A 21,452-nucleotide genomic window follows, 5' to 3' on the forward strand; every position below is an offset into this window, starting at 1 on the left:
CCCGCGGAGCGGGTACCACATCGCTGCGCGATGTGCAAGCGAACTGCCCGGCTGCGCCGGGCAGTTGCGGTCGCTGCGCTCCCGCTGGCCCTCGCGATGCGAGGGCGGATCCCTACGCTGCGCTTCGGGATCCGGTGGGGCCGGCCGCTGCGCGCCCGGCTGGCCGCGCATCGCGCGGCCGTAACTGGCCGAGTGTCAGCTATGACTAGTGGAGCCTCCAGTAAGGGAGTTGGGGAGTGCTTCGCACTCCCGGGCGGGTCCGCTGCGCTCCCCCGCCTGACGGTCCCTCCGGCTGCGCCTCCAGAACCGTTGAGGCCCGCTGACGCGGACCGGGCTGGCTACAAGGGGGTGGGGGTCGCTCGTTCGGGTGGGTTCCAACGGTACATGCTGCATCAGATTGATGCAGCATGTACCGTTGGCGAAAACACGAGACACCCCCCAACCATCCTGATGGGGCGCGGCTTTTGATGCGAGGTCAGCGCCATAATTCGGTTCCCCCAACTCACGCGAGGAATGAGAATTGCGCATGCCGCAGTTACTGGAATTCTTAGGTGACCTCGAGGTGGCTCGACCACTCCTCGATGGTGCAGTCACTGACATCGAGGGCTCCTTGCTGTGCCGAGATGGGCCAGTCGGCGGTGAAGGAGAAGGTACCGGTAACTGCGGATTCTCCTTGACGGTCTTGAATGCCGTCTCCATTCAGGGTGTCCTGGACCAGTGGAGCCATGAGGTAGGCATCGAATATTCCCTGAAACGTGAACTCCAGGACAGGTTCGTAGCGGTGGTAGTCGATCGTCTCGATGGTCACCTGGAGGTGGAGTATCTCGGCCGGGCCCGCGTTGGTACGCGACGGTTCAGTGATGCTCTCAAAATCGTGATGTGCCTGGTTCTGAAGGAGTTCGACCAGGTCGTGCACGCGGGGCTGCAGCAGGTCTGTCATCTGGCAGCCGCATACGTCCCGGAGGATTGACATGGCAGTTCGCCCCCGGGTGCGCAGGGACAGACCGACGTCTGGGATGAACACGTCGTGGAAATCATCCGGGTACAGGTCATCCATGATGACCTCATGGTAAGTAATGTAATCCGCTTTGCCCTCGTCTAGCAGTGCGAGCTTCTGCAGAATCGCCGGAGCGTGGGTCTCGAATGCTTCCCGTGCTTTTGTCTGCGTCAGATCTGCCACGATGGAGCGGAGCAAGTGATAGGAGAGGCGCGTACCCGAACCGAATTTCTTGCATGCGGCGATCACGTCCGGACGCAGCTTTGCAGCCTTGCTGAGCGTCACGAGCATGGCGCCCGCGCCTTCGAATGTCTGGTTGCTCTTGTCCCGGTTGCACTTGGAACAGATGGGAGCGAGGTTCTCGGGACCGTGAAGGTCGAAGCTGGAAGTCAGGCTGTACTGCTTCTTGGACTCTTTGAGTTCTGCGGCAGTGGAACTCTGGGGGATGAGGTGATCGATCTGGGTGTCGGTGAAATCCTTCGGTCGGCCACACATGTAGCAGCGGTACTGCCACTGCTTGAGCAAAATCAATTTCAGAATGGAGTTGTCGCCACCGCTGCGGTAACGCACGTCTTCACCCGTCATGGAGCCTCCCGGCATGATCGCCCCGCTACGGAGGCACCTGCCCTAAAGACTGATTCAGCCCCGTTCGCGGTTCCGCGTCCCGCCGCCGCTCAGGCTGTTTGAGCAGTGGCGCTGCCGAAGACCTGATCGAAGGGGGTGGGTCCGATCAGTAGGGATGAGGTGGTAGGCGCCGCTGTGGTGGCGGAGTGCATGTTGGGCGTAGTGGAGGGCCTCGGCTGGGGTGAGGTGGTCAAACAGGGCGTCACCCGCTCAGAGGGTGCGGAGAAAATGCCGGTGATGAGTGCATCATGCAGCGGCTGCCGCTGCTTGCTTGCGACGAAGCCGTGCTCGTCATGGCGGCTCTCGACGCCGCCGCCGAGAGACACGCTCAGGGCGGGGCATCCGCTATACCGTCCGCACCCTGACCAGCCGCCTCGCCCGAGCCCTTGCGGTCAGTGCCGGGATCCGAAGGGCGCCCGCAGGAATCCGATACCTGGAATGGGAGCTATCCGCCGCCCGGGGCGACCGCGATGCGGGCCTGCCAGCGTTGCGGGGGGGCCTTATGGGTGGTCAGCTCGCCGCGCGCAGTGGCAGCCGACGGCCGAAGACGGTGTCGAAGGGATGCGCCTGGCGGGTGCTGACCAGGCGGTAGGCGCCGTCGTGGCGGCGCTCGGCGTGACCGGTGTAGTGGAGGACCTCGACCGGGGTCAGGACGCGCAGGTCCCCGAACACGTAGTACAGCGGGGTCGGCCGGTTGGCGGCGATGAACTGCAGGCCGGCGTGGACAGCTTCGTCGGCGACGGCGTACCGGCCGGAGGAACTGCTGGGCATGCAGTCCTTCGCGTCGATGGTGACGACCTCGCCGGCGCGGGCGGCGATCAGGTCCGGAAACCAGCGCAGCGCCGAGGTGGTGCAGGCCAGGGCCTGTTGGATCGCGGGCGGGTAGGTGCCCTGCCCGCAGCGTTCGACCGTCCACCCCTGCGCCGTGAGCGCTGATGCGACGCGCTGCTCGTGTGCGTCCCCGACCGCCTTGCGCTCCTGCCACCGCGTCCCCACGACGTCCCCTCCCACATCTTCACTCCTGAGTGGTACGAGCGTTCTCCTCTTCGTACTACGTGCTCACCGTTATGATGCCCTTCATGGCGGCATACGCAGACCCACGTTTTCGTCCCACGCTCTGGCCGGGGACGCCGGTTCCCCTGCCGGAGATGACACCCATGCACGGGGTCCGGGCCGAGGATGACTGGATCGTGTGGACTGTCCAGGACCTCGACCGGGCCGTCGAAAGGACGTCGTTGCCGGACGACTTCTACTTGCGCGAGCTGATGGAGGTGGATCCGGCAGATTTGGCCACCGTGGCCGGTTGGATGAGCAAGTACGGGCACCTGGGCGGCAGCATCGAGGCCGGCAGCTGGGACTACGACGAACACAACCGTTTGCAGGAACTCCAGGAGCGTGAACATCCCCGCTATGGCCCCTGGTCCCTGCACGGCGAGCTCGTGCGCCTCCACATCAGCGAGGCCCAGGCCGCCATCGCCACATGGCTGGCATGCCGGCGCCCCGGCGGCCTGGACGAACTCGTCGAAACGGAAGTCACCGAACAGCACCTGGCCGACATCGCAGCCGAGAACGACCACGACGATAGCGGCTACCCCACAACCCTAGAAGAGCTCCGCTCCGCCACCCTCGGCCTGCGGCTGGCCCTGCTCCGGTCGGCCCTGCGCTACAACCTCGCCACCTTCAGCGTCGGCCTGGGCAGCCTCACCGACCGCCAGCCCTCCATCCTCTCCGCCGCCTTCCTCCAGCTGTACAACCACCTCGCCGAGGACGCCACCATCCGCACCTGCGCGAACGAGACCTGCGGGCGGGACTTCGTCCGCCAGCGCGGCCGCGCCGCGTACGGCCAGAACCGCACCAGCGGCATCAAGTACTGCACCCGCGAATGCGCCCGGGCCCAAGCCCAGCGCGAGCACCGGCGCCGCAAGGCCGCCACAGTCCGCCCGGCAACCACTCCCACGCAAGCCTCACCGGCCCCGCACGCAGAGGAGCGGCTCGGATGATCCACCTCCGCGAGCACCAGGTCACCGCAGTCGCCGCGATCCGCGCCTGGGCCGGCCACCCCGAGCGCACCCCCGTTTCCCCCCGGGGCGCCCGCGGCACCCTAGTCTCGGCGACCGGGTCGGGCAAGACCATCACAGCCGCCTGGGCAGCGCGCGACTGCTTCCCCGACAGCCGGATCCTCGTCACGGTCCCGACCCTGGACCTGCTGGTGCAGACGGCCCAGGCGTGGCGTCTGGTGGGTCATCAGGCGCCGATGGTCGCGGTGTGTTCGCTGGAGAACGACCCGGTGTTGAAGGAGCTGGGCGTGCGGACTACTGCCAACCCGATCCAGCTCGCGCTTTGGGCCGGGTACGGGCCTGTGGTCGTGTTCGCCACGTACGCCTCCCTCGTGGATCGCGAGGACATCGACGCTCCCGAGGGCCAGCGGAAGGTTCGCGGGCCGCTGGAGGCCGCTCTGGCGGGCGGGGAGCGGCTGTACGGGCAGGTCATGGCGGGCTTCGACCTCGCCATCGTGGACGAGGCCCACTCCACCGCCGGTGATCTTGGTCGGCCGTGGGCGGCGATCCACGACAACCAGCGGATCCCGGCGGACTTCCGGCTCTACCTGACCGCGACCCCGCGCATCCTGGCGGCGCCCCAGCCGCGAAGGGGCGCGGACGGCCAGGAGACGGAGATCGCAACCATGGCCGACGACCCCAACGGCACCTACGGCGCGTGGATCGCCGAGCTCGGGCTGTCGGAGGCGATCGAGCGGGAGATCCTCGCCGGGTTCGAGATCGACGTCCTGGAGATCCGCGACCCATCGCCGGTCCTCGGGGAGACGGACGAGGCCCGGCGGGGCCGACGTCTGGCCCTGCTGCAGACCGCGCTCCTGGAGCACGCCGCCGCGTACAACCTGCGCACGGTCATGACCTTCCACCAGAAGGTCGAGGAGGCCGCCGCGTTCGCGCAGAAGCTGCCCGAGACCGCGGCCGAGCTCTACATGAACGACGCCTCGGACGAGGACCTGGCGAAGGCTGAGGAACTGCCCGCATCGTCGATCGACGCGGATTTCTACGAACTCGAGGTCGGCCGCCACGTACCCCCGGACCGGGTGTGGTCGGCGTGGCTGTGCGGCGACCACCTCGTCACCGAGCGGCGCGAGGTGCTGCGGCAGTTCGCGAACGGCATCGACGCGAGCAACCGGCGCGTACATCGGGCGTTCCTCGCCTCGGTGCGGGTGCTCGGGGAGGGCGTGGACATCACCGGCGAACGGGGCGTGGAGGCGATCTGCTTCGCCGACACCCGCGGCTCCCAGGTGGAGATCGTGCAGAACATCGGCCGCGCGCTCCGCCTCAACAAGGACGGCAGCACCAAGGTGGCCAGGATCATCGTGCCGGTCTTCCTCCAGCCCGGCGAGGACCCGACCGACATGGTCGCCAGCGCCTCGTATGCCGGGCTGGTCGCTGTCCTCCAAGGCCTGCGCTCTCACGATGAACGACTCGTCGAGCAGCTCGCCTCCCGCACGCTCACCAGCGGGAAGCGCAAGGTCCACGTCCGGCGTGACGAGGACGGGCAGATCGTCGGGGTTGGCGGCGAGGGTGACGGTGAGGACCAGGAGGACGACACGCAGGCCGCTGCCGAAGCGGCGCTGCTGCACTTCTCCAGCCCGCGCGACGCCGCGACCATCGCCGCGTTCCTGCGCACCAGGGTCTACCGGCCGGAGTCCCTGGTGTGGCTGGAGGGCTACCAAGCCCTGCTGCGCTGGCGGAAGGAAAACGAGATCGCCGGCCTCTACGCCGTGCCCTACGACGTCGAGGTGGAAGTGGGGGTCACGAAGGATTTTCCGCTGGGGCGCTGGGTCCACCAGCAGAGGAAGGCGCTGCGGGCAGGTGAACTGGAGGAGCGGCGCAAGACCCTGCTGGATGCGCCGGAGGCCGGGATGGTGTGGGAGCCGGGCGAGGAGGCGTGGGAGAACAAGCTCGCCGCGCTCCGGTCCTACCGGCGGGCCACGGGGCACCTCGCTCCGAGGCAGGACGCGGTGTGGGGCGAGGGCGAGGCGATGGTGCCCATCGGGCAGCACATGGCCAACCTGCGCCGGAAGGGCGGCCTGGGCAAGGACCCGGAGCGGGCGGCACAGCGCGCGAAGCAGCTGGCCGCCATCGACCCGGACTGGAACTGCCCCTGGCCGCTGGACTGGCAGCGCCACTACCGCGTGCTCGCCGACCTGGTCGACGCCGACGGCGCCCTGCCCTACATCGCGCCGGGCGTCGTCTTCGACGGCGACGACGTGGGCAAGTGGCGGTGGCGGCAACAGGAACCGGGCACCTGGGCCCAGCTCCTCCCCGAGCAGCAGGAACGGCTGACCGCGCTGGGCATCAAGGCCCCTGCACCCCCGCCTCCGGCCCCGGCGGCGCCCCGTGCGACGAAGGGCCCGAGCAAGGCACAGCAGGCGTTCCAGCGGGGCCTGGCGGCCCTCGCACAGTGGGTGGAGAGGGAAGGCGCGGACCGACCGGTACCGCGCGGCCACAGTGAACAGATCGCGGTCGACGGCGAGGCGGAGCCGGTGGCCGTGAAACTGGGCGTATGGAATTCGAACATCCGCGCAAGGTGGGACAAGCTCACCTCCGAACAGCAGGCCGCCCTCGCCGCCCTGGGCGTGCCCTGGGCAAGGGCAGCGGTGCCGGCCCCGTTCGGCCCGGCACCGGTGGACGACAGTCCCGTCCAGCCAGCGCCGTCGGAAGCACAGGCGCAGGAGGACCACGACCAGGACGCCACCGTGACGGAGGAAGAGCGCCAGGCGGCGCGGAGCACGGCGCGGATGCAGCGCATGAACGAGCTGATGCGCAACCACACCAAGGCCGAACTGCTACGCATGGCCTACGCAGGCGGCCTGGTGCCGTACAACAACCCTGAGAAGTGGCGTAAGGACGAAATCGCCTCCGCCGTCGTCGACACCGAGTTCCGCACCGCCAACCAGCCCGCCGCAGTCACCGCACGTCCCGTCCCCGCGCAGCCACTGCCGCAGCAGAACCACCATGACGAGTGCGACAAGTCGCTGTACGACGGCGGCACCTGCACCTGCGACCTCATCGAGCAGTACGGACCATCCTCCGAACGGGACGACTACTGAGACAACCCCCTGACCGCTCCCCGCACCGCCGGACCCCAGGCCTTTCGAGGCTTGGGGTCTCATGCTGTTAGTCGAAGGTGACTACCGCAGTGAATGCTGGTAGTGCTGGAGCCGGTCGATCAGGATCTCCCCTCGAGGTCGACACTCTCGGGAATGTGGTTCTCGACCGCACGCTGCAGATCGTCCTCGGTGAGGTCGTCGGGGTGTCGTCCCAGGGCGGCAGTGAGTCGTGCGGGCAGGGCCATCGGAAGTCCAGTGTGTTCACCACATGCTGCTGGCGATCGCCAGCCAGATCACGCTAAACGGGATCGCTGGGCCGCCACCACGCATTTCCGGTGACTCCGTAATGCGCCGCGCATGGAGCGTCGGGCGCATTACGGTTCTCCGATGAACCAGGATGAGATCCGTGACGAGTTGGTGAGTTCTGCACAGCGATGGGCTCGGACAGCCATCGACGCCTACCTCGAAGAGCCTGCGGACCAGGACTTCGCTGTCCATCACATGGCTGTGGCTGTCGAGCACCTGGCCAAGGCATGTCTGGCATCCGTCGCTCTCACGTTGCTGGCTACCCCAAAGCCTTCGGTACAGGATCTGCTGGTGCTGGGCGGCCAGGAAGACAAGGTGGAGACAGGGCGCGCCGGGCTCAGGACCGTCGGTGGTGCGGAGGCCGTGACGAGACTCGCGCAAGTGGGGAAGGGGGAGGTGCCCGGGCAACTCGCGGCGTTGAGGCATGCTCGCAACGGCATCACGCACATGGGGTGGGGGCGGCCGTCTGACGAGTGCAGGGGCCTGCTGGCAGCTGGTGTGGCGTACATCGATTCCCTGCTGCCCAATCTGGCGAAGGAGCCGCATTGGTTCTGGGAGAACCATTACGACGTGTGCAAGGGCCTCGTGGAGAAGACGACGGACGAACTGAAGTTGCGCTACGCGGCGAAGATCCGGCGGGCGAAGGCGACCTTCGCGAAGAAGACAGAGCGTCTGTCCGACAGCGAGAAGACGGCCGTGGTCGCCAGTCTGTCGGCAGCGCCTCTGCCCAGCCGATGGCTTCTGCACATCCCCGCGCAGTGTCCGGCATGCGAAAGTCCTGCCTTCGTCAGCGGGCGGGACAAGAGCGGCGACTACGGAGACATCTGGTTCTTCCCTCGTTACTTCGGGTGTCGGGTCTGCGAGCTCACGCTGACCGGACCGGAACTAGACCTCGCGGACATGAGAGCCCAATCACTGCGCGCAGAAGAAGAGGTGGATGAGGACTGGGAACCCGACTTCGACTTCATGTGACGCCGACGCCGGTGACCTGGCGCGCTTTGAGGGCTACTGCCGGAGTCCCTCGTTCTCTGCGACCATGTGCCCATGGTCGGCAGCAGTGATCGTGCAACGCTTCGCGCCCTGCTAGACACCGCCGTCGCGCCTCTCAGCAACCTGACGCACACCGTGCTGAGCCAGGCCTTCGAGCGATTGAGCATGCCGGCGATTCCCCAGAACGCCGGCAGCAAGTCGGCCCGGGTCGAACAGAGCCTCCAGCAGGTACCCGACACGGAACTGCCAGGACTGGCCCAACGCGTCCTACAGCAGCAGGACTTCCCCTTCCCTGTCCGCCCGCCGCTCCGTCATCAGCTCGAAGACCTGCTGTGGGAAGAGGGCGCACCACCCGGCATCCCCAAGAAGGCCCGCCGTGAACTGGCGCGCGCCCTGTATCTCCCGGATCTCACCCAGCACCATGACCGCTTCCTGCATCTGCTCGATCGCCTCTGGGTGATCGAGGGACCGGACCTTTCCTTCGACGAGTTCAGCGCGCTGCTGCTGAACGGGACGCGGCCGGTGACGCTGAAGGATCGCATCAAGAAGCACGTCTTCAGCAACCCGGAGGATTGGTCGGCCGAGCAGCTTTTCGACAGCCTCGGTGCGTTCGAAGCAGGGGACGCCAGGTTCGCCCGCTTCCTGGAAGGCCTGGTCTCGGCGGACGTTCTCCTGGACGAGCACTTGCAGGAGAAGACAGCCAGCACGATCAACGATCACCTCCGCGCCCATGGGATCGAGTTGCGGCAAACCGGCAGCGATGGCGGCTATCCGCTGTTCACTCTGGTGTCGACACGGCTGCACAGCAACCGAAAGCCGAAGAACATCATTTTCGCTTCCCTGGGTAAACCGGACATTCGTTTCCGATCCTCGGTGGACAACGACATCGAGATCGTCGGCGGGCGACCGGGTGCCACCCTTGTCTATGACCGGGAGATCCCTGTCGAGGGTCTACGTTGGCGTGACCTGCACAGCTGGTGGCAGGACACCCACGGGTTCAACAGCGAGAGCGACGCCGGTGAAGATCTCTACCAGCGGCTCCTCAGGAGCCTGCCGCGCAACTCACCTGGTCAGAGGAACCTTTTCACGGCCTACCGCACGGCTCACCCGTTCTGCGCGGATGACCTTGCTCTCCTGCCCGAGGTATGGCTGCACTGGGATCCCAAGACCGTTAAGGAACGCGGCCCCGAAGCGTTGCTGCGTTCCCGCATGGACTTCCTTCTGCTGCTGCCCTTCGGACAGCGTGTCGTCCTGGAGGTCGACGGAGTGCAGCACTACACGCGCGACAACGGCCATACTCCCGACACCGCCAAATACGCGGACATGGTCGCTGCCGACCGGGATCTCAAGCTCAGGGGGTACGAGGTCTTCCGCTTCGGCCACGACGAACTGAAACGGCCCGAGGACGCCAAGAACCTTCTCCTCCAGTTCATCCCGGCCATGTTCAGCCGCTTCAAAGCCAGACCCTGAAGCCACGGTAGAGAAGCGGCCCTCAACAGCTCCTGCGGCACCCCGGCTGCTATCGGCCGCGTGGGGCAGCTGCCCGGCACTCCACTAGGACGATGCCGGCGCTCCCAGGCGCGCGATGGGCTTAGCGCCAGTTTTCGTTCCGATGTTCCAAGCGCCGCCAATTGCATCTGATGCGAACTCGCGATGGTATGCGCATCGTCGCCGTCCAGGGCATCAATCATCCGGCCTGGGCAGGGGAATTGGGCTACTGCGCTGGTGCTCACGATAGCGGCTGGCAGCGCGTGGATAGCTGACCGGGCGTCCGCGATCCGCCAGCACGTCCTGGAGATGTCCGCCCCCGTCGTCGCTGACGCCCTCGGCTACCACCAGTTCACCACCGCCAAACTGGCCGCCCAAACCGGAGGAACCTGGAGCCGATACGCCGCTGGAGACCACCTGCGGACACCATCCGGCTGGACACCACAGAGAACTGACGACAGTTGAACAAGCAAGCTCACCCGTATCAGCTCCCGATCATGTCCCGATCCGGACACTCCACCGGGTGCGGCCGCCGCTGCTGCTACGGTCCGGCGCCATGAACACTGACGACTGGACGGCGTTCGGTGCCATTGTTGCCGCAGTCGGGGTGGTGGTCTCCGCGGTCATGGCGTACTGGACGACCCGCAAAGCGGCGGCGGCCGCCGCGGACTCGGCTGACACCGCGCGAGAGGTGGCGCAGATCGAACGCGACCGCTGGCACCGCGAGCTGACTCCTGAGCTGACCTTCAGCCTGATCCGCGTGGGATCCAACCGCCTGAGGCTCACCACCACACTCGCCGGCCCCGTCGGCCTGGATCACCTCGACACGATCACCCTCACGGTGCGCGACGAGGCCGGACGGGATCACTCAGCCAGACCGCATTACGACGAAGCTATGCGTACGGAGCTGCCGTCGGTGATCTGGGGGCCCGCCCGATTCAGCCCTGGGGTCGACGGGGTTGCCGCGCCCGGCCGCCAGAGCATTATCCGGAGCCTGGAGCGCGGCAACTTCGTGCACCGGCAGATGGATAACTCCGAGCCGCCGAGCTGGTTCCAAGACCCGGGAGACTGGGTGGACGGGTACTGGGAGGCGAAACTGCGCCTGCACGCGGTCTGCGAAGTGGAGGGGCACAGACCCTGGATCGTCGTTGCCGAGGTCGCGAACCCGGGGGTGGAGTACATCTCCGACGGTTCAGACGAGATGGAAATTCCGGAGCAGCACCGCTGAATCACGGCTGCCCGAGGTCGAGGCCCAAGCGGCCCCGGCGGCGCCGGAGGACCCCGGCGGCAGGTCCTCGCCGAGCGCCGCTGAACGCCACCGGCCCCGGACCAGCACAAGCAGCTCACCCGGAGTCGATACGCCGCTGGAGATCACACACGGTCTCCAGTGGGCTGGGCTCCTCGGGGAACTGGCGACACTTGAATACGCGAGCTCACCAGTATCAACCCCTCTACCTGCTGGCCCGGGACGTCGTCCAGGACGCGCTGCGGCTGCTGCGCCCAGGCGGCCCTTGAACGCCCCTACCGCCGTGTCAGACCCGGCCGAGACGATGGGCGGACGACGCCAGGGGGGAGCGCTGTGAGTTTCACTGCCGTACACGCGGAGCAGGGCCGTTTGGACGCCTCCCTGCCGGATCTCGGCTGCGGCTGGGACTGGAGTGCGATCCACCGGGTTCGGCCGCCGGCCCCCCTGGCGTGCCGGGAGTGCGGCCACGGGATGCACGCCAAGGTGTCGCCCTTGGGCCTGCGGTTCTTCGCCCATGCGCCTGGGGCTCCGACGTGCACCCTGGCGGAGGAGTCCATGGCCCACCACCTGCTCAAGCTGGAGCTTGCTCAGGCGGCTCGCGCGGCCGGATGGATGGCCGAGCTGGAGGTGAGCGGGCCGGACGGTCGTTGGCGGGCGGACGTCCTCGCCTCCACGGCCAAGAGTCGGCGTGTCGCCCTGGAGGCGCAGTTGGCGAGCATCACCACTGCCGAGATTCGTGCCCGTACGCAGCGGATGGAGGCTGACGGCGTACGGGCCTACTGGTTCAGTGACCGCAGCCGGATTCCCTGGCTGGGCGCCGTTCCCTCAGTGCGGCTGTCCCGTCAGGGCGAGGACCTGGTCGCCGTCGAGCCCATTGCCCGGTTCACCGGCGCCTACTGGGACCCCGAGCCGTCCATACCGCTCTCCGAGTTCGTGGGCAGGGTCCTCACCTCGCGGTTCGTCTCGCACGCTCCACGCACGCCGCAGCGTCACGTGGCCCGGCCCGTGACGCGGCTGTGGGCCCATCCAAAGTGCGTACTGGCGGAGGCCAAGAAGCTGGGAGACGAGGAAAAGCAGCAGCGCGCGGCACAGGAGGAGCAGGAACGTGCCGAGCGGCGGGGGTACGCCCGGCAGGAGGCCGCGCTCGCCGAACGTACGGCGCGCTCCGACCCGGACCGGGCGGCCCTGGCCCGGCACTCCGCCCGGCTGCCCGGGATCGAGCGAGCCATCGCCCAGGCCGCCGACATGTTCCTCACCCGCGTGACTGTCGGCTGGAGTGTGGGAGACAGCCGGTACTCCAGCGGCGTCCCGCTCGTCAACGACCACGGGACCCTGCTGGCCGTCTTCGACCCGCTCCCGCTGTCCGGCCCCTGTCCCGACTTCCTCCTGGACGTCGAGCTGCCGATGCTCTTCCCCACGGAGGAACGACGCGAGCGCTTCGAGGAGCACCGAGCCACTGGTGAGCGATTGCGCCGGTTGCGCCAGCAGGCCATAGCCGCGGCGCTCGCCGACGACGAGTAGTCGCCGCGCCCCTGTCCTCACCAGCCTGAGTCCCCATAAGGCGTGGCTCTACCTTGCACCGTGGGTCAGAGATAGGAGACCGGAGCCAGGTCGCGCGGCCCAGGCGCGCCCCTCACGGCGAGTGCGTCCCTGGAGACCAGGTCAGGGCAGCAAACCGCCCGCATTCCTGCCTGCGGAAAAGCGGGCGGAAATGCGGGCGGTGTACGTGGTCACCAGGGCGGGTTGGCGCGGTAGTCCGGTTCGGAGTGAGGGTGGGCCAGCTCGTTGTAACAGGGAAGGCAGACAGGCAGTCAGCACGCGACCGGCGAGCGGGCCACCCAGGAGTCGGACGATCACAGCGGTACCTCCATCCGGCGGGATCCTCCCACCTCACCCCTTGGTGGGGCTCGGAACCAGAAGGACAGCATCGAGGCACCAGCGACTTCCGTCCCGGCTCCGCCGCCGGGCTGGCGGCTGCGAGGCGCGGCGGCCCCGGCCGACGCGCAACCGACTGAGCGCGCCCCGATCCCCGGCCGCGGCCGCGCCGCCCATCCCGCCCGTCCCTCGTGCCGCTGCAGCGGCGGGGCCAAGAGCAAGCCACGTGCTCCTTCCTGGCCGACAGAGACGACCGGTCACGCGGCCCGGACGGCTCCGTAGACGCGGGCCAGCTGACGTAGCTCGGAGCGCGCCGCCGGTACCGAAGGGACAGTCCCCCAGTAGGGGTGCCACCACAGCCGTGCAGACAGGAGCAGCAGGCGGCGGCGCAGAGCGGTGGTGTCGCGGGGGCGGGGTGCGGCGAGCGCTTGGTAGGTGGCGTTCCAGTCGACTTGCGTTTGCACCAGGTCGTCGGGGAAGTCGGTCACGTCCATACCGGTATTAGATCGCTTGTTCGAATTCGGTGTCACTTCGGACACGCCTCACCCGGCTCCGTGGCCGGGTCGCGCCCGGCGCGGTCAGCCTCGTGGTCGGGCCCGTGGTCACCCCCACCACGGTGGTCTGGCCCGGTCTGGAGCGGCACCCAGGCGGGTGATTTTCCTTCGCGTAGGCGGGCGCGGCTTTAGCTGCATGGGCCCAACCGGCGAGCGGGCGAACGTGACGTCGTTCGTCGTCCGTCGTTTCATCGGCCGGAAGCTGCTCACCGAGCTGAGCGCGAACCCCGACGGCTCGCTGCTCCACCCCGGCCAGGTTGCGGAGGTCTGCCGGCGCGAGGACCTGGCGGAGCTGGTCGCCGCCGACACCCCGCTCGGACCGGAGCAGGCAGCCGAGCGGCTGGGGGTCCGCAGGGCCGACTTCGACTGGATGCTGCGCCTGAAGTGGATCAGGCCTGCCGAATCGATCGAGGTGCGCTTCGGCACCTCCCGGGCCGGGGCCGTCGATGTCGCGCTCTACACCACGGCGTCCGTCGACGCGCTCGCCGCGCGGACCGACATCGACTGGGAGCAGCTGCGCTCAGTCGGGAAAGGCCGGCGCTCCCCGCTCGCGGCGCTGGCCAAGCAGGCCGCCTTGGCGTGATGTAGGGGTCCGGGGCGGGTGGAGTGGCTGGAAGCTCTGCCCGCCCCCGGACCGGCGCTGACACACTCGGGCCTTGTATCGGTCAACGACGTATGACGGAGGATGAGTTGAGCCAGCAGCAGGAGCAGCCCTGGCAGCCGGGCCCGAACGATCTGCCCTTCACCACCCACCTGCTCAACCCGCACGGTGACCGGCACCTGGGCTTCAACGAGGACGAAGGCCGGTACTACCGGCTGTGGCAGCACAAGGCTCCCGAGCGGCTCCACACCGGTGAGGCCATCTTCCTGCGTCCCAGCGACATCAACCAGATCATCAGCTACGCCATGATCTGGGTCCGCAACCACCCGGAGGATCCCCGCGGCTACGAACTCATCGACGAAATCGCCGCCGGTGCGAAGGCGATCGTCATGCACTTCGCGCAGGCCGCGCAGGCACCCGTGCAGCGCTAGGCCGGCTCCCCGCCTGCCGCGTCCCAGCCGTTCAGGAAGTCGGCCAGGGCGCGGCGTTGCTGTTCCTCACGGACAAGCTGTTCGGCGAGGACGTCGCGGTCGACGTACGGGTCGACGGCGGCGAGGACCAGGCGCTGGAGTTCGTCGGGTTCGAGGGCTTCGACCTCCCACTGCACGGGGCGGTCGATGTCGAAGCCGTAGCGGCTGGCGAAGGCCGGCCATCGAGGGTCGTCCCGCTTCCCCGCAGTCGCGGGCAGGGCGTATGCGCGGACCTGGTCGCGGGTGAGCAGCACCCGGGTGACCTGGCTCCAGCAGCCGGTGCGCTCCACCCAGTCCCGCTCGACATCTTCACCCGAGCAGTCGAAATCGCCGACGTACGCAAGATGCGCTTCCCGCTGGTCAGCGGCGGTGCGCTCGCGGGCGACGTCGACATACGACTGCGAGCCGAAGCCGCGGACCACGAGGACCGGGATGCCGTACGGTGCGAGCCAGTCGGTGAGCAGCTGACGGAGGGTGTCCTTTTCCGCCGCGACGTACAAGGCGTGCTCTTCTTGGCCCTCGGTGCGGTCGAGGCGGAACCAGTCCGGGATCTCGCGCAGGAACGCGCCCGCGTCCGGCCAGGCCGTCGGGACGTGGACCTCCCTCAGGGTGTCGATCAGGTCGGGGAAGCGGCCCTCGCGGCGGGCCTTGGCCAGCTGCGACGACAGGCGGCGGTACATCGGCGGTGTGTGCGGCAGGACGCCCTCTGAGGCGAGCCGGTACATCACCTGCCGCAGGGTGACTTTCAGTGGGGCGTATCCCTGGACGATCTGTCTCGCCCGGTCCACCACGGTCGGCCATCGCACCCGTTCACGCGCCATGCGGTACATGTACATGTACCCCTCGCCGCTGTCCGGTGCCTGGACCTCCCCAATCCGGGTTATCCACAGGCCGGAACACGGTCGGCGGTTCCTCCGTACGCTGCTGACCCGAGTCGATCACACGGGGGTGTGCGGGATGCGGTACGGCGTGGTGGTGGAGGAGCTCGCGGTCGAGGTCATGGCGCAGCTGCCGACCGGCGAGGCCCGGCAGGAGGTGATGGCCCTCGTGGAGGTCGCGCGGATCGATCCGCGGGCCTGGCCTGACGTGCGTGATCCCGGCTCGGTGGAGGAGATCCGGGAGGCGTTCGGGCGGCGGTGCTGGGTCCAGTACATGCCGCACGCCGGAGCGGTCGAGGTCCGTGACATCGGGTGGGCGGGCTGAGCCACAGAGGCCGCCGCGAGTCGGCCCGGCGGCTAACTCGTCAGGCGAAAGGAGATGGAGCATGAGTCCCGTCCTGCGGGTCGTCACCTTCAACACGCTCTTCGGCGGACACACGGACTCCGGGTTCGGGCCGGCTGACCGGTGGGACGGGCAGATGGAGTTCCTCCGGTCGCTGCGGCCGGACGTGCTCGCCCTCCAGGAGCTCAACTTCTTCGAGCAGCTGGGCCGCAGGCGTCTGCACCGGGCGGTCACCGAGCTCGCGATGGCGCAGGGGTTCCTCGCGGAGGCCAACGTGACCACGGCCAGCCACCGCTTCCACTCCGCGATCCTGCTCAGCGACCGGGTCCGGGTCGATGCCGAGGGCGCGGACCGTACGCGCTACCACCACGTCATGGGCTGGGCGAACCTGATCGTGCCCGGCGCGCACGGACTGGTGGAGGTCCGCAACCTTCATCTCGATCCGTTCGACCCGCGCAACCGGGCGCGGGAGGTCGCCCCGCTGGAGGTCCTCGCCGCGCCCGGCCGGCTGTCGCTGGTCGTGGGCGACATCAACTCCATCGGCGTCGGCTTCCCCGAGCCGGACTGGAGTCGGCTCCAGCCGCATCTGCTCAACGGCCACCTGCGCTCGCCCGGCCAGGAGCCGGTCTCCGACCGGGATGCGGTGGAGCTCCTGGCTCGCGCCGGCTTCGTCGACGCCAGCGGCCGCTTCGGGCAGGAGGCGGTGGCGACGGCCGCGTTCGGCGACGGCGATGTGCCCCGGCGCCAGGACCTCATCCTGGCGAGCCCCGCCCTGGCTACTGCTCTGGTCTGCTACCGGGTGCACATGGAGCCCGTCGAGACCGGCCTGTCGGATCACGCCGCCGTCAGCGCGGACTTCGACCTGGGCCTGCTGGACCGAGCGGCGTGACGCCGCGACCGGTCAGGCGCTGCTGGCGCTGAGGTGGTGGTATTCGAGCCAGTACGTCGACCATCGCGCCGCCTCACGCATCAGCGTCCCGCCGGGCCACTGCTCCATCGAGGGCAGCTCGAGCCCGCCCGCGCTGTAGGCGAGCGGCGGGCGGTACTCGGTGAGCTGACGGACCAGCGCGGACAGCGGCGAGTCGTCCTCCAGGTCGTGGCCACGCCCTGTCAGAGCCTCGCGGACGGTGTCCTCGATCTGCGGCTCGCCCTCCGGGTTCGGGGTGAGCGCGGCGACGAGCTGCTCCACCGGCACCTCATCCGGCTCGCTATCGAAGTCGCCCGCATACAGCACGAGTGCGACGGTGGGCAGCGCGTGCGTGAAGGGTCCGCCGCTGTACTCCTTCGGCCATGCCGGCTCCAGCAGGGTGGCCGCCCGGCGCAGGGCACGATGCCACTTCAAGGTCATCCACTCGCCGGTCGACACCGGAAAGGCCAACCGGCCTGCCGCCCACCACAGATCCCGCGTATCCGCCATAGCGGCCAACCTATGACCCACGGTGTTCCCGTGTCTCCCCCGTGCTCCCGGCCACGGAGGCCGAAAGCACGGACGCGGCGATGCGGGAATGGCCGCTGCCCCCAGCGGCGCGGTCACTCCGGTACCTGGGCAAGCCACCGCGCGGGAGAGCTTGCCCAGGGGCACCTTCGGCTTGCCCGGAGCCGCGCAGTCCCGTCAGCGGCCGACCGGCTCGGGGTAGCGCTCATGGCGCCGGTGCGGGTCGTCCACCCCGATCTCGTACCAAGGCTCGCCGCGCTGGAGCCGGGGCAGGGTGTTCACCCACACCGCAATGGTGATGCCGCGTACGTCGGCGGCGAGCGCCTTGCGGCGGTTGTCGAGCAGGCGCTCCTCCTTTCCTGCCAGGACGACGTGCAGCCGCGGGAAGGTCTGGGAGCGGGTGTAGCGGTGGCGCTGCCAGAACGGGTACGTGCGTCCGTTGGTGCCGCGGGCTCCTTCCCAGACACGGTGTCCGGCGTAGCGCTCGTAGTCCCAGACCTCCTTGGCGAGGCGGGCCTGGGACATGGTGCCGTTGTCGAGCTCGAAGAGGCGGACCTCGCTGGTCTTGGTCGGCAGCGCGAGGACGGCGTCGGTGTTGAAGCTGAGGCCGGTCGCCTTGATGGCGTGGTTGACTTCCACCTGCCAGTCGGTCAGATACGCGCGGCCTCCGTAGGCGAGGATCGTGTCGGTCACCGCGACGCCGTGCGGACCGAACCCGGCCTTCACCGCCTTCGCGCCGGTGCCGGCCCTCGGCCGCGCGGGCAGTTCGTTGCCGTCGGCCAGAGCCTTCTGCCCTGCCGGGGTCAGGTTCCAGATCGGGTGCCGGCCCGCCTTGCCGTTCGTTTCCGCCAGTCCCAGTTCCGCCAGCTTCTTCATCGCTCTGCGCACGTACGACCGGCCGTCGGCATCCTCCGCCGTGATCACCTGAGCCATCTGCCGGACCGTGGCAATCCGCACGCACCCCAGCATCCGCAGCGCATCGGCACGCACCTTCCTGGCCGGAGTGGACTTCTTCCCCTTCGCCGACGTCTCAGGGGAAGACAGAGAGGTGTCAGCGTGCCGGTAGGCCCCCTGGCGGGCGGTGTGAGCTGCGGCAATGGGCACGACGTCGGAATCGTTCGCGGCACTGGACACGGCACTGGCTCCCGGGGCGCCCGGAGGCCGCTCAGCACCCCTTGTCCAGGTCGGGCGCGGCTCCGGTGCGGGCTGCCGGGCGCTGCTGGCGTAGGCCATGGCAAGGCTCCTCACGCATGTGGCGCGGGATGCCGGATGGAATCCCGTCGTCATCTGCTAGAGGTGTGCTGGAAGCGGACGGTGTGACATTCCGCCGGATGCCGTTACCCAGTCGTGATCGTCAGGCGGGCGCGACTGTCCGGTGACAGCAGCCCCGCCCCGGCCCGATTGTCATCGAAGTTGGACCAGTTTGATCCGGGGCGGCCGACCGCTGCTCGGGAACGAAGTAGCCCCCGGTGCGGTCACGTGATCGTGTAGGGCCTGGGGTACCCCATCTGCTCATACCGCACGGTTTCTGCGTCGAGCTGCTTCAGGGCTGTGGTGCGGCCCCGGGCTTCCAGCAGCATGACCGCGGTGCAGATCGCGATGGCGTGGATGCGGTCCAGTGGCTCCAGGCCCTCCACTGCTGCGGTGAGCCCCGTCTCCTCCGTTGCGACCCGGCGTACGGCCGTCATCATCGCCAGCTCGGTCTCCAGCGGTGCCAGGGCCGCCACCGCATCAAGCTCGCGCACCGCCATGGACGGCTCCCCCAGCTCGCCGAAGAGCCTGTCATGTTCGAGGATCAGCCAGGCCAGGACGCGCTCCAGCCGGCTGGTGTCCAACCCTGTGAGGCATGTCGCGACCTGGACACGGTCCTGGACCAGGTAGGCCCGCGTCAGGTCAGCCGCCCGCCACATCGCGTCGATCAGCCGCGGGTCGTCAGGTTCCGTCATGACTCTCCTTTTAGCGGACCTGCGGGAGCGGCGGCGAGTTTCCCGTTTGATTCGCCGATACGGGCGCCAGGGCAAAGGCGTCGGTGCCGTCCAACTCCAGATTCGTTGTCACCGGACAGCGACGCAGAGTTCGGTGACGAGCGCGAGCGAGGTCGTCACCATCGGCACCCGCCGGGCGGGTCGGACGGGGTGCGGGCACGGTGTCCTCGTGTTCTCCGGCCTGGAGCCGGGTCGGCGGTTGACCGGCCCGCACGCGGATCTGCGTACGGGCCGGACCCACCGTGAGGAAGCACCCCCTCGTCCGCGATCTGACGACCAGCGCCGGTGGGTGTCCGATTTCGCCTTGACCACTACCGTTCCGGGGGTTTGCCTGTGGCTGGCGCCACATCGCCTGGCGCCCGGGTCAGCGGGCGGGGCGGGTGTGGGACGGCGAGGCTCCGTGTCGCCAGTCCGAGGGCTTCTGGACGCGGAACGTCCCGCCGCCGGCCCACTACTGGTCAGCGTTCAGCGGCGCGGGTGCGCAGGCGGGCCATGACCCCGGTGCGTTCCTGTGCGGCCGAGCGTTCGGCTTCAAGTTCGCGGCGGGTCCGCTCGCACAGCGGGCACAGCCCGCCTGGTTCCGGCTGGTAGCCGTCGGTGTCGGTGTGGTCGGGGTCGACGTCCCTGCTGCAGGAGGGGCACGGCCAGTGGGCCGTCAGCCGCTCTTCCAGCTCGAGGCCGGTCTTCCCCCACCCCCGAGGGAGCTGGGCCTCCCGTGTGGCCCGGCGGGCATCGCTGCGGGCGAGGTACTCGGCGTGTGTGTCGGTGTTGGTCAGGGCGTCGTTGAGGGACTGCCACGTCGTGCGGCCGAAGCGCCACCACACCGGCCCGTGCGGGCCCTTGGTCCGCAGCTGGTCGAGGTGGGTGGCGATGACCGGCACCGTGCCCGCGTACTCGTACCAGCCGTCCCGCTTTTCCGCCTCATCGAGGCTCCACTGGGCAGCGGGGCATTGCCACCGGCCTCGCCAGCAGTCACGGGAGAGCTCGGCCACCTTCTTCATACGGTTGAAGCGTGCCTCGGGTCCGACGTCCTTGGTGAACACCAGCGCGAGCGGCGGGTAGCCGCCGCGCCCGGAGTCCTCCCACACTGTCGACCACAGCTCCACATCCCGGCCCTGGTGGTCCTTCACCTTCCGCTGGAAGAACCTCCGGTAGCGGTCGATCTTGGCCGCGACCTTCGCGGCCGATTCTGTGTGGTTGTCGACCTCCACGAACAGCACCGGCACCCCGTCCTCCGGCGCCTGGAGCACCGCGTCCGCGCGCAGACTCCCCTTCCCCGGAGCGGTGAACGTGCCGACCACGGGCAGCGCGACCTCTGTCTCCCAGCCCCCCAGGTGCCCCAGACCGGCCGGGCGAGGCGGAAGCTGCCGTCTTGGAGCCGGAACCGCGGCACGCCGGGTCACCGGCTGGGTCGGCAAGGGGGGCGACTGCCGGATGGCGTCGATCGTGTCGGTCACCGCCAGCGCGTGCGCGGCACCCGCCTTCGCCGCCTCCCGCGCGCTGCCACCCATCTCCTTCACCGGACGGCCCAACTCACTCGCGGCCGCGGCCAGCCCGGCGGTGGTGAGGTTCCACAACTGCCGCGTCACCGGCCGGCCACCCGCTCCCATCCGAGACGTCTTCCCCACCGTCTCCACCAGACCGGCGTGCCGGAGGTCCTTGCACGCGTTCCGGACCGTCTGCTGATCGGCCGTACCCGGCAGCACCAGCTGCCGCAGCTGCTCCGCCGTGGCGACCTTCACCACCCCCAGCGCGAGCAGCACCAGCGCCCGCACACGACCCGTCGACTTGTACGGCCACTGCCCCACACCCAAGATCCCGCTCCCTCCCTTACCGTCCGGCCCGAGCCAGGCGAGGGCCGCGGACAGCCACGCGGGGCCGCGGGGCAGCAACGCCCCCGGCCCGGCCCCGCACGACCACTCCCCCACCCCACTCCAGGTAGAAGAAGGGAGTAAGGGGCTGTCGGAGCCGCCGCCACGCCCGGAAACAGGCCCTGACCTGCGCTCTGTACCTGCGCAGTGCAGGTGATCACTGTAGGGCAGAGTGTAGGGAGAACTGTAGGGAGTGTTGTAGGGCCGGGCGAAGATGCCTGGTCTTCTGGCCTCCCAGGGAGGGGGCCCGGGCCGACGTTGCGTCACGCGTCGGCGCCAGCACGTCAGCTGGGCCGAGCCGGGCCGCCAGTGGCCAACAAGCCCCGGGCCGGAGCTCGGACGCCTGTGGTCACGTGGTCAGTCATACCCTGGGAAGCTGACCACGGCCGGCTGGCACGGGCGCCCGCTGGCCTCATCCGGAGTGGTGCGTGGGATATGAGCAACGGCGGGCAGAAGCCGCAGCCGTCGGCGTGGGCCAGGCCCCCGATGCGCACCCCGCACCGGCCGGTGCGCACCCTGGACGGCGGTGGTGCGCATTGAGTGCGCACCACCGCCGGACGATGTCCCGTGCCGCGCGCATCGCGTGCGCATCGTGGTGCACGCCACCGCATCGTGCGCCACGCCGGGCGCGCACCCCAGGCGGGCGCCTATATCACGCGCCCCCTTGTCCGCGGTC

Annotated in this window: 17 protein-coding genes and 1 pseudogene; 10 read left to right on the plus strand and 8 right to left on the minus strand. The window is 68.8% G+C overall.

Features of this window, described 5'->3' with window-relative positions:
- Positions 1 to 547: 547 nt before the first annotated feature.
- The gene (locus tag ACT2CW_RS46275) at positions 548 to 1,582 is read right to left on the minus strand and encodes an HNH endonuclease (RefSeq protein ID WP_445520917.1); all 1,035 of its coding nucleotides are present in this window, start codon (positions 1,580 to 1,582) and stop codon (positions 548 to 550) included.
- A gap of 549 nt (positions 1,583 to 2,131) precedes the next feature.
- Positions 2,132 to 2,632, minus strand: coding sequence for a hypothetical protein (locus ACT2CW_RS46280; RefSeq protein WP_445520918.1), 501 nt, complete (start codon positions 2,630 to 2,632; stop codon positions 2,132 to 2,134).
- Between the two features lie 179 nt (positions 2,633 to 2,811).
- On the opposite strand from ACT2CW_RS46280, the gene ACT2CW_RS46285 reads away from it, so the two are divergent.
- The 6 genes and pseudogenes from ACT2CW_RS46285 (at position 2,812) to ACT2CW_RS46310 (ending at position 12,285) form a co-directional block, all read left to right on the plus strand.
- Positions 2,812 to 3,621: a hypothetical protein gene (locus ACT2CW_RS46285; protein WP_445520919.1), complete on the plus strand. Its 810-nt coding sequence runs from the start codon at positions 2,812 to 2,814 to the stop codon at positions 3,619 to 3,621.
- Positions 3,618 to 6,272: pseudogene (locus ACT2CW_RS46290) on the plus strand (Helicase associated domain protein); the annotation flags it as partial. The gene ACT2CW_RS46285 and the pseudogene ACT2CW_RS46290, both read left to right, overlap by 4 nt.
- Positions 6,273 to 7,121: 849 nt before the next feature.
- Positions 7,122 to 8,012 carry a hypothetical protein gene (locus ACT2CW_RS46295; RefSeq protein ID WP_445520920.1) on the plus strand — a complete coding sequence of 297 codons (891 nt, stop codon included), beginning with the start codon at positions 7,122 to 7,124 and terminating at the stop codon, positions 8,010 to 8,012.
- Positions 8,013 to 8,084: 72 nt separating this feature from the next.
- Positions 8,085 to 9,500: an AbiJ-related protein gene (locus ACT2CW_RS46300; protein ID WP_445520921.1), complete on the plus strand. Its 1,416-nt coding sequence runs from the start codon at positions 8,085 to 8,087 to the stop codon at positions 9,498 to 9,500.
- 574 nt (positions 9,501 to 10,074) lie between these two features.
- A complete protein-coding gene (locus tag ACT2CW_RS46305; RefSeq protein WP_445520922.1) occupies positions 10,075 to 10,746 on the plus strand; it encodes a hypothetical protein in 672 nt (223 codons plus the stop codon).
- A gap of 573 nt (positions 10,747 to 11,319) precedes the next feature.
- On the plus strand, positions 11,320 to 12,285 hold the full coding sequence (locus ACT2CW_RS46310; RefSeq protein ID WP_445520923.1) for a competence protein CoiA family protein: 966 nt from the start codon (positions 11,320 to 11,322) through the stop codon (positions 12,283 to 12,285).
- Positions 12,286 to 12,896: 611 nt separating this feature from the next.
- Here the strand turns inward: ACT2CW_RS46310 and ACT2CW_RS46315 are convergent.
- A complete protein-coding gene (locus ACT2CW_RS46315; RefSeq protein ID WP_445520924.1) occupies positions 12,897 to 13,133 on the minus strand; it encodes a hypothetical protein in 237 nt (78 codons plus the stop codon).
- Positions 13,134 to 13,329: 196 nt separating this feature from the next.
- On the opposite strand from ACT2CW_RS46315, the gene ACT2CW_RS46320 reads away from it, so the two are divergent.
- A complete protein-coding gene (locus ACT2CW_RS46320) occupies positions 13,330 to 13,776 on the plus strand; it encodes a hypothetical protein (RefSeq protein ID WP_445520925.1) in 447 nt (148 codons plus the stop codon).
- A 107-nt stretch (positions 13,777 to 13,883) separates the two neighbouring features.
- Entirely contained in the window at positions 13,884 to 14,225 is a 342-nt protein-coding gene (locus tag ACT2CW_RS46325; protein ID WP_086706546.1) for a hypothetical protein, read from the plus strand.
- Here ACT2CW_RS46325 and ACT2CW_RS46330 read toward each other — a convergent pair.
- Positions 14,222 to 15,085, minus strand: a complete 864-nt coding sequence (locus ACT2CW_RS46330; protein ID WP_445520926.1) for a hypothetical protein — start codon at positions 15,083 to 15,085, stop codon at positions 14,222 to 14,224. The two genes, ACT2CW_RS46325 and ACT2CW_RS46330, sit on opposite strands and share 4 nt — an antisense overlap.
- 136 nt (positions 15,086 to 15,221) lie before the next feature.
- Between ACT2CW_RS46330 and ACT2CW_RS46335 the strand changes: the two genes are divergently transcribed.
- Complete coding sequence (locus tag ACT2CW_RS46335; RefSeq protein ID WP_445520927.1) at positions 15,222 to 15,467, plus strand: hypothetical protein; 246 nt, start codon at positions 15,222 to 15,224, stop codon at positions 15,465 to 15,467.
- Between the two features lie 61 nt (positions 15,468 to 15,528).
- Complete coding sequence (locus ACT2CW_RS46340) at positions 15,529 to 16,374, plus strand: endonuclease/exonuclease/phosphatase family protein (protein WP_445520928.1); 846 nt, start codon at positions 15,529 to 15,531, stop codon at positions 16,372 to 16,374.
- Positions 16,375 to 16,386: 12 nt separating this feature from the next.
- Here the strand turns inward: ACT2CW_RS46340 and ACT2CW_RS46345 are convergent, their stop codons facing one another.
- The 4 genes from ACT2CW_RS46345 to ACT2CW_RS46360 all read right to left on the minus strand — a co-directional run bounded on the left by ACT2CW_RS46345 (position 16,387) and on the right by ACT2CW_RS46360 (position 20,713).
- Positions 16,387 to 16,902, minus strand: coding sequence for a hypothetical protein (locus ACT2CW_RS46345; RefSeq protein ID WP_445520929.1), 516 nt, complete (start codon positions 16,900 to 16,902; stop codon positions 16,387 to 16,389).
- A gap of 195 nt (positions 16,903 to 17,097) precedes the next feature.
- Positions 17,098 to 18,207, minus strand: coding sequence for a replication-relaxation family protein (locus ACT2CW_RS46350; protein ID WP_445520930.1), 1,110 nt, complete (start codon positions 18,205 to 18,207; stop codon positions 17,098 to 17,100).
- A 188-nt stretch (positions 18,208 to 18,395) separates the two neighbouring features.
- A complete protein-coding gene (locus tag ACT2CW_RS46355) occupies positions 18,396 to 18,866 on the minus strand; it encodes a hypothetical protein (RefSeq protein WP_445520931.1) in 471 nt (156 codons plus the stop codon).
- Between the two features lie 497 nt (positions 18,867 to 19,363).
- Positions 19,364 to 20,713 carry a replication-relaxation family protein gene (locus ACT2CW_RS46360; RefSeq protein WP_445520998.1) on the minus strand — a complete coding sequence of 450 codons (1,350 nt, stop codon included), beginning with the start codon at positions 20,711 to 20,713 and terminating at the stop codon, positions 19,364 to 19,366.
- Positions 20,714 to 21,452: the final 739 nt, after the last annotated feature.

This window comes from Streptomyces sp. NEAU-174, assembly GCF_052665095.1.